At 39.5% G+C, this 13,568-nt stretch carries 10 protein-coding genes; 4 read left to right on the top strand and 6 right to left on the bottom strand.

Features of this window, described 5'->3' with window-relative positions; translation table 11 throughout:
- The first annotated feature begins 163 nt into the window (after nucleotides 1–163).
- A complete protein-coding gene (locus PN497_RS07775) occupies nucleotides 164–1,522 on the top strand; it encodes an NAD(P)/FAD-dependent oxidoreductase (protein ID WP_096565234.1) in 1,359 nt (452 codons plus the stop codon).
- A 271-nt stretch (nucleotides 1,523–1,793) separates the two neighbouring features.
- Here PN497_RS07775 and PN497_RS07770 read toward each other — a convergent pair whose 3' ends face one another.
- The 4 genes from PN497_RS07770 to PN497_RS07755 all read right to left on the bottom strand — a co-directional run bounded on the left by PN497_RS07770 (nucleotide 1,794) and on the right by PN497_RS07755 (nucleotide 7,082).
- Nucleotides 1,794–3,755, bottom strand: coding sequence for a bifunctional aldolase/short-chain dehydrogenase (locus tag PN497_RS07770; protein ID WP_096565232.1), 1,962 nt, complete (start codon nucleotides 3,753–3,755; stop codon nucleotides 1,794–1,796).
- A gap of 388 nt (nucleotides 3,756–4,143) precedes the next feature.
- A complete protein-coding gene (thiO, locus tag PN497_RS07765) occupies nucleotides 4,144–6,144 on the bottom strand; it encodes a glycine oxidase ThiO (RefSeq protein WP_096565230.1) in 2,001 nt (666 codons plus the stop codon).
- 162 nt (nucleotides 6,145–6,306) lie between these two features.
- Nucleotides 6,307–6,726, bottom strand: a complete 420-nt coding sequence (locus PN497_RS07760; RefSeq protein ID WP_096565228.1) for a hypothetical protein — start codon at nucleotides 6,724–6,726, stop codon at nucleotides 6,307–6,309.
- A gap of 17 nt (nucleotides 6,727–6,743) precedes the next feature.
- Nucleotides 6,744–7,082, bottom strand: coding sequence for a 2Fe-2S iron-sulfur cluster-binding protein (locus PN497_RS07755; protein WP_096565226.1), 339 nt, complete (start codon nucleotides 7,080–7,082; stop codon nucleotides 6,744–6,746).
- A gap of 134 nt (nucleotides 7,083–7,216) precedes the next feature.
- On the opposite strand from PN497_RS07755, the gene cimA reads away from it, so the two are divergent.
- Nucleotides 7,217–8,875, top strand: a complete 1,659-nt coding sequence (gene cimA / locus PN497_RS07750) for a citramalate synthase (protein ID WP_096572538.1) — start codon at nucleotides 7,217–7,219, stop codon at nucleotides 8,873–8,875.
- Between the two features lie 400 nt (nucleotides 8,876–9,275).
- Here the strand turns inward: cimA and PN497_RS07745 are convergent, their stop codons facing one another.
- Complete coding sequence (locus PN497_RS07745; protein ID WP_096565224.1) at nucleotides 9,276–9,785, bottom strand: DUF29 family protein; 510 nt, start codon at nucleotides 9,783–9,785, stop codon at nucleotides 9,276–9,278.
- Nucleotides 9,786–10,320: 535 nt separating this feature from the next.
- Between PN497_RS07745 and PN497_RS07740 the strand changes: the two genes are divergently transcribed.
- Nucleotides 10,321–11,793, top strand: a complete 1,473-nt coding sequence (locus PN497_RS07740; protein WP_096565223.1) for a TldD/PmbA family protein — start codon at nucleotides 10,321–10,323, stop codon at nucleotides 11,791–11,793.
- 108 nt (nucleotides 11,794–11,901) lie between these two features.
- A complete protein-coding gene (locus PN497_RS07735) occupies nucleotides 11,902–13,242 on the top strand; it encodes a TldD/PmbA family protein (protein WP_096565221.1) in 1,341 nt (446 codons plus the stop codon).
- 151 nt (nucleotides 13,243–13,393) lie between these two features.
- Here the strand turns inward: PN497_RS07735 and PN497_RS07730 are convergent, their stop codons facing one another.
- Nucleotides 13,394–13,558, bottom strand: a complete 165-nt coding sequence (locus PN497_RS07730; RefSeq protein ID WP_096565219.1) for a pentapeptide repeat-containing protein — start codon at nucleotides 13,556–13,558, stop codon at nucleotides 13,394–13,396.
- Nucleotides 13,559–13,568: the final 10 nt, after the last annotated feature.

Genomic DNA, 13,568 nt, shown 5'->3' with positions numbered 1-13,568 from the left:
TCCCCAGTCCCCAGTCCCCAGTCACCAGTCACCAGTCACCAGTCACCTCCACTACTTTCCCTTTTTTGTCAGAAGTTCCAAATAGACAGAAAAATTTGTGACAACTTTGATACAAAAATGTTAAGAATAGTTACAGCATCAGTAATACAAGGAAACAATTCTTATGGTTGATTTACATGATAGAAAACCACCTCATCAGGTAGTTATCGTTGGTGGTGGCTTTGGTGGACTATATGCGGCTAAAGCACTAGCTAAAGCTAATGTCAACGTGACGCTGATAGATAAACGGAATTTTCACCTGTTTCAACCTCTGTTGTACCAAGTAGCTACTGGTGCTTTGTCTCCAGCAGATATTTCTTCTCCCTTGCGTTCTGTTCTCAGCAAGAGCAAAAATACCACTGTTTTGCTGGGTGAGGTGAATGATATTGACACCACAGAACAAAAGGTGATGGTGGGTGGTGAAACCGTACCCTATGATACTTTGATTGTCGCTACAGGTGCGAAGCACTCTTATTTTGGCAAGGATAACTGGGAAGAGTTTGCACCGGGTTTAAAAACCGTAGAAGATGCCATTGAAATGCGTCGGCGGATTTTTATGGCGTTTGAAGCAGCGGAAAAAGAAAGCGATCCTGCTAAACGTCGGGCTTTGTTAACTTTTGTAATTGTGGGTGGTGGTCCAACTGGGGTAGAATTAGCGGGGGCGATCGCCGAATTAGCCACCCAAACCCTCAAAGAAGACTTCCGCAACATTGACACCTCAGAAACTAAAGTTTTATTGCTAGAAGGTTTAGACAGAGTTCTCCCTCCCTTCGCACCAGAATTATCCCAAGAAGCGCAAGCATCTTTAGAAGCTTTGGGTGTAGATGTGCAAACCAAAACCCTGGTAACTAATATTGAAAATGATATTGTTACGATTAAGCAAGGTGACGAAGTAAAAACTATTGCTTCCAAAACCGTATTGTGGGCGGCTGGTGTCAAAGCTTCCGCAATGGGTAAAGTGTTAATGGATAAGACTGGGGCAGAATGCGATCGCGCTGGTCGTGTGATAGTTGAACCAGACCTCAGTATTAAAGGACACTCTAATATTTTTGTAGTGGGAGACTTAGCGAATTTTGCCCATCAAAACGGAAAACCCCTACCTGGAGTTGCGCCAGTAGCCATGCAAGAAGGGGAATATGTAGCCAAGCTCGTACAAAAACGCATCAAAGGTGAAACCCTACCCCAATTTAACTATGTGGATAGAGGCAGTTTAGCAATGATTGGGCAACACGCCGCCGTTGTGGACTTAGGGTTTATAAAACTTAAAGGTTTCCTAGCTTGGTTTTTCTGGTTATTTATTCACATCTACTTCCTGATTGAATTTGATAACAAATTAGTAGTCATGATTCAATGGGTTTGGAATTATTTTACCCGCAATCGTGGCGCAAGATTAATTACAGGGAAAGAGATGGTCAAACCTGTACCAGTGGAAAGTAATGGACATTATCAGCCTGTGAATACTAGACAACCATTGAATGTGTAGTTTTGTAGAGTGGGTTAATAACCCATCATTTTGATTTAAACATAGATGCAAACTCCCATTGGCTGAAAAAAGAATGCGGGCTTATTGTCATACGCCCGTATCTTTTGCTAATAATTAGACTTTCAAATTTGGGCATGGAAGACAGGGTGGAAGTTTTGAGACAAACTAGAATATCTAATTTTCTGCAAAAATCAAATACAGCCCACATTTTTACCTCCTGTCTCCTCCTCCTACTATGGTAATCCGATATCAATCCTCAATCACTAAATCACTAAATCACTCTTTCATTCCCTCCATCAATGGGAATATTAGCAGCAGTTGTTTTCATGAATAAACTACCACACATTTCCGCAGCTAATTCGGCTACGTCATGGCTAGTGATTTCAACTTGCAGCAGATTATTAGTTTTATATTCTTCTACCGTTAAACCATAAGCAGCAGCACGAGAATTTAATACTTCTTCTGTCCAAATTCCCGTATCAAAAACTGCATTTGGATGTACAGAATTAATGCGAATTTTATCTTGACTCCATTCTAAAGCAGCAACTCTTGTTAATTGATTTAACGCAGCTTTAGAAGCCGAATATGCTGCTGCACCAACTCCAGGTGCATAGACATTTTTCGAGCCAATTATGACTACTCTACCGCCTTTAGGTGCTAATTTTAAATAGGAATGACTTTCTCTCATTAAAATTAAGTTAGCATCCAAATTGATATCCATTACCTTACGCCATTCCTGGGTTGATAAATCTTTAATATGACAACCACGAGGAAAGATGCCAGCATTCAGAATTAAGATGTCTAAACCGCCAAATTTACCAATAGCTGTTTCTAGAGCTTGAGTAATTGCATTTTCATCGGTTACATCACAGGTGATTCCTAAAAAATTAGGACGTTTATAAAGGGTTTCAATCTGAGAATTAATATCTAAACCCACAACCGCAGCCCCTCTTTTTAGAAGAGATTCTACACAGGCTTTACCAATTCCAGAAGCTGCTCCTGTAACTAAGGCAATTTCTCCAGTAAAAGGGGGTTCTTTTCCTGATTTTTTTAATTTTGCTTGCTCTAAATCCCAATATTCTACTTGAAAAATATCTTTGGCTGATAAAGCTTGATATTGGTCTAAATTGGTGGCAGTTTCGATGATATCAATGGTATGATCATAGATGTCGGCAACAATATTTGCTGCTTTAATATCCTTGCCAATTGTACATAGTCCTAATTCTGGATCAAGGATTACTCTGGGAATGGTATCTAATATGGTATGTTCAGGACTGGAATAGGTTTTAAAATAGTCTTGATAAGCTTGACTATAAGCTTCGATATCTTGACCAATTAAAGGCAGGCGTTTAGTACGAATTACATGATCTGGTGTAGCCGGACCTTGTTGAGAAATTACAGCAATATCTTCTCGTCTAGCAAAAGCAATATATTTAGATTCTCGATGACTGGATAAAATCACCGGAAAACCTGCTTTTTTTGATAGTCTATGACGTAATTTTGCTAAAGTAGGAGCTAAAGATTTTTCTGCAATCACACCACTGGGAGTAGGAGAATAGGCTTGATTTTTCTGTAAATATTCTTCGGCTTCACTCACCAGTGAAATCATTCTTTCATAAGACTCTTGAGCAGTGTTTCCAAAAGAGAAAATACCATGATTCATCAAAACCATGCCGATGGTGTTTTCTCCTGCTTCTAGTGGGAATTTTTCACCACAAATTCTGGCTAAATCAAACCCTGGCATAATATAGGGAATTATGACAACTTTATCCCCATAAATTTCTTTAATTTTTTGGCAACCTTTGGGAGTGTTGGTAATAGTGACAATGGCATCTGCATGGGTATGATCTACATATTTGTAGGGTAAGATAGCGTGGAGAATTGTTTCCACTGAAGGCGAAGGGGCTGTAGCAATGGTCATTTGAGTTTTTAGCTCATTTACCATCTGAGGATCAGATAAAGCTGGTAGTTTAGCTAATTTTAATAAATGAGACATTCTCACGGGAGCAAAACCTTCTTTTTCTATGGTTGCTAAGTCCCAACCACTACCTTTTACATAAAGGATTTCTTCTATTTCTCCTACTAGGTTTTTTTCTTTGATTTTGACAGAAGTATTTCCTCCTCCATGTAAAACTAAAGCAGGATTTTTTCCTAAGAGACGAGATGTATATACTCGCAGTTCTAATTCTCCTTGATATTGGGCTGCTTCTTGATCATTCCAGAGATTTTTCATAATTGATTTTTGTTGGCTATTTTTTCAGGGGTTTGATATCAATAAATCACTTAATATTATACTATTTTTAGATGAGGTTGTATGGAAAAAATTATTCTAGAAGATCGATTTATTGCATTAATCATCAGGGCGAAGCATTCTGACAAAATATCAATGGTTTCAGCGATGAGTTATCACCCGAATGCTTGGCCCCTACTAAACTAATGGCTAATACTAATTTTCTATGAAGATGCGCTAAATTATATGACTAACCGCAAAGGACGCAAAGAACACAAAGAAAGAGGTTTGCAAATTTAGCGCAGTCTCATAAAGAAACGGTATAAAATATTAAAACTTTGTAAAGACGTTTTATGCAACGTCTTTACATTTCTAAATATCTAATACCAAATTAAGCAGTAATAGTTCCCGTTAAAGGTGAACTCGCACTAGCATAGTTTTTAATTGGCATTCTTCCCGCTAAATAAGCTATGCGACCGGCTACAGTTGCTAAAGCCATTGCATAAGCCATTGCAGGTGCATTCTCAGCTAGGGCGATTGCACTATTAATTAACAACGCATCCGCACCCAATTCCATCGCTTGTGCAGCTTCTGAAGGCGCACCAATACCCGCATCTACCACCACCGGCACTTTGGCATTTTCAATAATAATCTGAATATTGGCGGTAGTTTTCAACCCTTGTCCTGAACCAATAGGCGCAGCTAAAGGCATCACAGTGGCACAACCAACTTCTTCTAATCGCTTTGCTAACATGGGATCAGCATTAATATAAGGCAATACCGCAAAACCTTCTTTTACCAACTGTTCCGCCGCGTGCAAAGTACCAATGGGATCAGGCAACAAATATTTAGCATCAGGTATAACTTCTAACTTGACAAAATTATTATCTTCCTGTCCTAATAACTTCGCCATTTCCCGTCCTAACCGTGCCACCCGGATCGCTTCTTCCGCAGTTTGACAACCAGCAGTATTAGGCAACATCCAAATTTTACCCCAATCTAAAGCTTCTGCCAAACCTTCATGTCCAGGGGCGTTAGTTTGTACCCTTCTGACAGCAACGGTAACAATTTGACAACCACTAGCAGCAACACTTTTCTGCATTTCTTCAATACTGCGATACTTTCCTGTTCCTGTCATCAAGCGAGATTGAAAGATTTTGCCAGCAATAACTAAACCTGAATCTTGTAAGTTAAATTCCGCAGGTTGAATAGATAAATTTTTACTATGTCCGTTAGTGAAATTAGCAGGATGGGTAAGCATGGATGTTGTAGTAGATGACTGAGTGGGAACGGGTGTATTTTGAAAGCGGGAATAATGGAAATGAGTTAAAAGCGGATCGGTTGTTTGTGACAAAATCACATCTGCAATTAAATTTGCTGTGACTGGTGCAAGTAAAATTCCATTGCGATAATGACCAGTAGCCAAAGTTAAATTGCTACAATGACTTTCGCCTAAAATCGGTAATTCATCGGAAGTAGCAGGACGAAAACCCCACCACATTTCTTGGATGGGATAATCTGCTAATTGGGGAAAAAGACGGGTTGCAGCTTCCAGTAAGCTTTGAATACCTGCTGGTGTGTTATCGGGAGTAAAACCGACATTTTCACTGGTAGCACCTAAAACAATAGAACGGTTACGACGGGGAACAATGTAAATATTTTCACCAAATAAAACCCTTGTTAAAGGTAATTCTGTCAGAAATTCCGGTACTCGCAACCGCAACATTTGACCTTTGCGGGGATGCACTGTTAACGGTAATAATTGATTAGACCAAGCACCAGCAGCTAAAAGATAATGGTCAGCCCTAAGAAAACCTATGTTAGTTTGGATACCGATAACTTGCCCTTGTTGCTGGGCGATCGCCTCAACTGTCACACTATCTTTGAATGATACACCCAAAGACTCAGCCGCAGTCCGCAACACTTTCACCAAAGTTTGATTATCAACCTGACCATTTTCAGGATACCACCAACCACCAACCACATCAGCGCCTAACCCCGGTTGATATTCATGAATAGCTGCTTTATCTAACCAATAAGCTGGTGATTGGTGATTGGGAATAAATTCCTTTTTCTCCCCTGCCTCCTGATATACTGGGGCGAGGATGCCACAAGGCCAATAACCTGTATTGTTTAAATCTTTTTTGGCTGTTAACTCTTCTAATTTACTAATCCAGTCAGGATATAAAGAGAGCGATCGCCGACACAAATCAAGCATAGCAGCATCGGCGATATTTTCCGCATCAGGGGCTAACATTCCTGCGGCTGCATGGCTGGCTGCGGCAGTAAAATCACGGCAAACGACAGTAACATTTGCACCCCGCAACTTTAACTCAACAGCGCAAGCCAACCCGATAATGCCACCACCAATAATTAAAACGTCGCTAGTCATCAGTCAATAGTTATTAGTCATTAGTACATAACTAATAACCTATCAGGATTATTAATTGGTGATTGGTGATAGTTGATAGTTGATAGTTGTTTTTACCCAGTCCCCAGTCCCCAGTCCCCAGTCCCCAGTCCCCAGTCCCCAGTCACCAATCACCAATCCCCATTACCATAAAGCGCGAATAGGTTGTTTATCTTGATCGATAGTACCTGAATTTGAGCTAGTATCTGTTGCAGAAGTAGAAGTATCAGTATCAGTATTATTTGAGCCTTGTGTACTATCACCAGAACCTGTAGGCGTAGTATTGGCATTACTTTGAGCTACACTGGTGCGGCGAGTATCATCAGAAAAATCATTTCTGTTAGTGTTGGAGGTTTCAGTGTTATTTCTGTTAGCAGCGGTTGAATCATCCCTACTGGCAGTGCTATTAACATTAATATTGGCTGGCAAGACACTAGACTCTCTCCTTCCAGGAGGAACATTAGCAGTTTGTTGTCCACCCATCGGAAAATTAATACCAAGTAACGTACCTAGTAAAATTGCCACGCCTCCAGCCATTAAAATTAAGGGAGTCCATCTACCCATCTTGTTTTGTCTCCTTTTTAACCTTCTGGTGTCCAAACTATCTGAGAACCTTGACCCCAAAAACCATCAAATTTTGTAACTTTCACATCTCCTAAAACCTGAGTTTGACAAGCTAAACGCAAATCAGATGTAGGAGAATGGGGAGGAAGCGATCGCCGCGTTCGATCACGCCAATTTGCTGCGGACACTTCGCCTTCTACCTTAACCGCACAAGTACCACAACTGCCAATACCCCGACAGTTTATTACCTGAGAACCACCGTTATGGAGGTCAACACCATTTTTTAGCAGCACTTTTCTTAAATTGGCTTTGTTTTCACACTCAATTAATTTACCTTGAGCTACAACTTTCGGCATATTTAAATTACCAAACTAAATTAAAACAGGTAACAGGTGACAGGTGACAGAAATAAATTTACCAATTACCAATCACCAATTACCAATTACCAATTACCAATCACCAATTACCTACCAATCATCAATCACAACTTATGAGCAAAACCACCTCTCCTCAAATTTGGTTATATGACACTACTCTCCGTGATGGTACTCAACGGGAAGGTTTATCAGTGTCTATAGAAGATAAATTACGCATTGCCCACAGACTAGATCAACTAGGTATACCATTTATTGAAGGTGGTTGGCCAGGAGCGAATCCTAAAGATGTCCAGTTTTTCTGGCAACTCCAAGAAAACCCCCTCAAACAAGCGGAAATAGTTCCCTTCTGTTCCACCCGTCGTCCTCATACCCAAGCCAGTGATGAACCCATGTTACAAGCGATTTTGGCGGCTGGTACACGCTGGGTGACAATTTTTGGAAAATCTTGGGATTTGCACGTTATAGAAGGACTCAAGACCAGTCTGGATGAAAATTTAGCCATGATCCGCGACACGATTGAGTATTTAATCTCTCAAGGACGGCGTGTAATTTATGATGCTGAACATTGGTTTGATGGTTATAAGCAAAATCCTCATTATGCTTTACAAACAATCAAAACAGCAGCAAAAGCAGGGGCGGAATGGTTAGTTTTATGTGATACCAATGGCGGAACTTTACCCCATGAAGTTTCTCAAATTGTCTCAGTTGTCGTCAGGGAAATAGGAAATACAGAAAAAACTCTTACCCAATCACCAATCACCAATCACCAATCACCAATCCCCCACATAGGAATACATACTCATAATGATTCGGAAATGGCAGTTGCTAATGCTATAGCAGCAGTGATGGCAGGTGCAAAAATGGTACAAGGGACTATAAATGGTTATGGTGAACGCTGCGGTAATGCTAACCTGTGTTCTCTGATTCCTAATTTACAGCTAAAACTTGGTTATAGCTGTATCAGTGAACACCAGCTACATCAACTTACAGAAACCAGTCGTTTTGTTAGTGAAGTTGTCAATCTCGCACCTGATGATCATGCACCCTATGTAGGACGTTCAGCTTTTGCTCACAAAGGAGGGATTCATGTTTCTGCGGTGGAACGTAATCCTTTAACTTATGAACATATTACACCTGAACAGGTAGGAAATCGTCGTCGCATTGTCATTTCTGAACAGTCTGGTTTAAGCAATGTTTTAGCTAAAGCTCGAACTTTGGGAATAGAATTAGATAAAAACGATCCCCAAACTAAACACATTCTTCAACGCATGAAAGACTTGGAAAGTGAAGGTTATCAATTTGAAGCTGCGGAAGCTAGTTTTGCTCTATTAATGTATACAGCTTTAGGACTAAGACAGGAGTTTTTTGAAGTTCAAGGTTTTCATGTTAATTGTGATTTGGTGGAAGGGAAAAAAAGCACCAATTCTTTAGCTACAATTAAAGTAGCTGTGAATGGTCAAAATATTCTGGAAGCAGCAGAAGGTAATGGTCCTGTTGCAGCTTTGGATGCTGCTTTACGCAAAGCTTTGATGAATTTTTATCCACAAATTGCCGATTTTGAATTGACTGATTATAAGGTAAGAATACTCAACGGAAATAGAGGAACATCTGCAAAAACACGCGCTTTGGTTGAGTCGGGAAATGGTCAACAACGCTGGACAACTATCGGAGTTTCTGCTAATATTTTAGAAGCTTCTTATCAAGCTGTAGTAGAAGGTTTGGAATATGGGTTGTTGCTGCATTTCCAAGCAGAAAAAGCATTGAAAATTTAGCAGTGATATAAATGTGATCAAATTGTCAAAATCAGGATATCCAGGATTACAGGATTCACAGAATTTACAGTAATTTTGATGATTTATAATTTGGCGATCGCTCTTTTTCCCACTGCATGAAATCTCAAAATCCCCATTTTCAGGATTTTTGTGATTTTTTTTGTTTTAAGACTTGACAATGCCAAAAATTTACAGTAGACTTATGTTAGAAGTGGAAATATGTGGGCGCATATATAGTAAATTTTTCAATCTTCAACATCTTAATTTCCACCCACATTCAAGAATCCCCAAAAACAATACATAAAATCTCATCTTGTACATCCTCAAATCTTGGACATCCTGATTCAGACAAAATCCCATTTTTTTTATTTCTTATAATAATAAGAATCATTAATCAATTTTACTGCCAATCATCTCCACCAACCAACTGAGCGATATAATCATCCATAATTGCTGGTAACTCCTTAGCAGAATAAACATAAGTTAAAGACAACAATTTATTTGCAGTAGCTAAAATTTCATCTTTATCTATAACTCCTGCAAGCTGCGAACGACTGTATTTACCGTTCGTTACCTCAAAACTAGCGTCAACTATCGCATCCTCAATTACTTCTTCCTCAATTAAATTAGTCCATTCATCTTCATTCACATAATAGGATTTTTTATTATCCTTCAAATTTATCTTTTTAATTTCTCTAATAGCATTACGAATAGAAGCAACCCAAGATGCAGTTAATCTCTGTTCCACTTGATTTTTAATCAAATGAATCAATAAAATTTTTAAATAAGATTGGATATTTCGCAGAATAGCTTGTTTACTCATTCCTGCCAATTCATCTACAATTTCTAAAGCTTCTGCGTAACGTCCTTGTAAAATATTATTTCTGAGGTCTATCAATTCCTGAGTCATCGCTTCTAACCTCAAACCATCAAAAAACCAAAATCCTAATTTATTCTCTCATCTTACCAAATTCTCATCAAACTATAGAAAATTACAGAAAATTCCAGTATGCAAATTCTTAAATCCTGCGAATCTTAACTTCAACACTTCAAAACCTGTTATCTAAAACCTGTTATATATGGCGCGGACAGATTTCTAGATATAATAAAAATATAGCAAAACTCAGAACAACTGTCAACCCCCTAGCTGAAATTACCAAAACTCGTTAAATTATTGACATCATTCTCAATAATCTTGAGAAAACACCCACCCTTATTGATAGAAATCTTTTTTTTCCCAAATCCCATACAAATTACTTGTACCTCTTACTTATACCTCTTACTTATACCTCTCTGCGACTCTGCGCCTCTGCGTGAGAAAAAAAACCAAGATAATAAAGTGAGGAAACCTCTACAGCCTAAATGCCCACAGTGACTTTGATGGATTTGTTAGACTAAACACACCAGGATATTTTCAGTCAAAAAGCCAGCAGACGAGGCCATTCATGCTTACAAATACCCTACTTCTTTCCAATCAACTCCCCAGTTTACAGTATTCATCAACAACAGAACGCTTCGACGACACCTGGGAAGCGCCCCTGGCCACCCTTTTGGGACTAGGACGCACTGCTGGTGCAGATTTTGTAGAATTTTTCTTAGAACGTCGTAACTACATTAGTTGTTTAGCAGAAGACGACACCATCACCAGCATCTCACCCAGTTTAGCCAGTGGTGCAGGAGTGAGAGTATTTCGAGGCAAAGCCGACTGTTACGTTAGCACCAATAACCTGACATTTGCTGGACTAAAAGCAGCCTTAGAAAAAGGTCTTTCCATCCTGGGATTACAACTGCCAGGACCAACTGCTTTCATCCCCGAAATCAACCTAGAATTATTGAGAGACTACGCCACCAAACGCGGTAAAGATGGCTGGCTCCCCTTATGCAGTTCCATCCGCGAAATGGGAGAAATCCTTCTTGATGGTACTACCCAACTCAACAAAAAAGCTACCCACGTTCAGTCTCGCCGCGCTACTTACTTCCGTGACTGGCAAGAAGTATTAATTGCTGCCAGTGATGGCACATTTGCCCGTGATATTCGCCTCACCCAGTCCGTCGGCTTTAATATTCTGTGTGCTGATGGTGCCAACCGTGCTTCCATCGGTGAACGTTCAGGAAACACCAGTGACCCCAACTTCCTGAAAACCTGGGATTATCAACAAGCTTCCGAACAAATTGCCGAATCTGCGGGTAAAATGCTATATGCAGATTACGTAGAATCAGGAAATTACCCCATTATCATGGCCAATCATTTTGGGGGAGTAATATTCCATGAAGCTTGCGGACACCTATTAGAAACCACCCAAATAGAACGCAAAACCACACCATTTGCAGATAAAAAAGGCGAAAAAATCGCCCATGAAAGTTTAACAGCTTGGGATGAAGGACGTTCTGACAACGCCTTCGGCACAATTGATATGGATGACGAAGGAATGCCCGCCCAAAGAACATTATTAATAGAAAAAGGCGTTCTCAAAAACTTCCTAGCTGACAGAACTGGTTCAGTAAGAACTGGACACCCCAGAACAGGCAGTGGTCGCCGTCAAAATTACACCTTTGCTGCTGCAAGTCGGATGAGAAACACATATATTGATACCGGCGAATACAGCAACGAAGATTTATTTGCTTCCATTGATAAAGGTATTTACTGTAAAAAAATGGGTGGTGGAAGTGTAGGCGCAACCGGTCAATTTAACTTTAGCGTTGACGAAGCTTATTTAATAGAAAACGGCAAAATTACCAAACCATTAAAAGGTGCTACCCTCATCGGCGAAGCAAAAGAAATCATGAACAAAATTTCCTTATGTTCCAAAGATTTAGAACTAGCACCTGGTTTTTGTGGTTCTGTTAGTGGCAGCATTTACACCACAGTAGGACAACCACATATTAAAGTTGATTCCATCACCGTCGGCGGCAGATAAAACAACAAATAAAAGTCATTTCGATGAAAACAGATAAACCATATCATCTGCGTTTATCTGCGTTCATCTGCGTTCAAAAATATAAAATCTAAAATCCAAAATTGCATCATGTCTAACATTCAAGAAATCGCTAAATACGCCCAAGAAAACGCCCAAAAACTAGGCATTAAAAAATTTGACATTTACGGTTCAACTGTAGACGATACCAGCGTGCAAGTTGACCAAGGAGAACCCAAACAAGTGAAAGCTTCCAACCGTTCTGGTGTCACAGTTCGAGTTTGGAATGAAGAAAATACAATGGGTGTCACCAGTACCACAGATGTAGATCCCAAAGGATTAGAATTAGCTTTACAAACTGCCTACGAAGCAAGTTTTTTTGGAGTGAAAGAAAACGTTCCTGATTTTAGTCCACAAGCAACAATTCCCATTGAATACAATCCTAAAGAAAAAGCACCCCAAGCACCTGTTTCTGAACTAATTGAAAAACTATTAGTAGCAGAAAAAGAACTTTTAGCTGCTCATCCTGCCATTACAGGAGTACCTTATAATGGTTTAGCACAAAGAGATATTGACCGTTTTTATCTTAATAGTGATGGTGCTTTAAGAACGGAATCTCATTCTTTGGCTTCAGTTTATCTGTATAGTAAAACCGAGGAAGAAGGGAAAAAACCCCGCAGTGCAGGAGCATATCGAGTTAAGGAAAATTTAGCTGATTTAGATATTGCTGGTTGTATCAAAGAAACAGCAGATAAAACTATCAGTCATTTGCATTATGAAAAAATCAAAACTGGTAAATATCAAGTGGTTTTTTCTGCGGAAGCTTTCTTGAGTTTATTGGGTGCATTTTCTAATTTATTTAATGCCCAAAATATTCTGGATAATCAAAGTTTATCCAAAGCTGAAGATATCGGTAAAGAAATTGCTTCACCTTTACTTTCAGTTTATGATGATGCTTTACATCCTGCCAATGTGGGTGCGGAAAGTTTTGATGGTGAAGGTACACCAACCCGTCAAGTAAAGTTAATAGAAAAAGGTGTGTTAACCAGCTTTTTACATAGTGCGGGAACTGCAAAACGGTTAAATGCTCAACCTACAGGTAATGCTAGTATTGGTGCAAAGGTGAGCGTTAGTCCCAATTTTTATCATGTTTTTGGCGCTGGTACACCAGAAAAAGAATTAAGTTTAGAAACTGCGGAAAATGTGATTTTAATTGATGATTTACAAGCTCTCCATGCAGGTGTTAAAGCTTTACAAGGTTCGTTTTCTTTGCCTTTTGATGGTTGGTTAGTGAATAAAGGTGAGAAAATTAGTGTTGAATCAGCAACGGTAGCAGGTGATTTTCTGGAGTTGTTAAAATCTATTGTTTATGTAGAGAAGGAAGCGGAATTAACACCAGGGGGAGTTTGTCCGAGAATTTGGGTAAGTGAACTCTCTATTACAGGGGAATAATATTCAGGAGGCAGGAGGCAGGAGTTTTTTATTTTGGATTTTGGATTTTGGATTGTTTTTGTGATCTCCAATCTAAAATCTAAAATCTAAAATCTAAAATTTTCTTCCCCAGTCACCAGTCACCAGTCACCAGTCACCAGTCACCAGTCACCTAATATTGAACTGTGCCATCAGGCATTACAGCTTCACGCAAATTTGCACCCATGATATTTGTGCTACTCATTTCTGCTTTGAACAAATTTGCCTTACTTAAATTAGCACCTCTCAAGTCTGTTCTGGCCTCAATCGTTAGCCCAGTCTGGCATAAGGCATTCATGAAACTCCCA

It is taken from the genome of Sphaerospermopsis kisseleviana CS-549 (assembly GCF_028329225.1).
Taxonomy (GTDB): domain Bacteria; phylum Cyanobacteriota; class Cyanobacteriia; order Cyanobacteriales; family Nostocaceae; genus Sphaerospermopsis; species Sphaerospermopsis kisseleviana.
The sequence above is the reverse complement of the archived record's forward strand: the minus strand, read 5'-3'. Positions and strand labels throughout refer to the sequence as shown.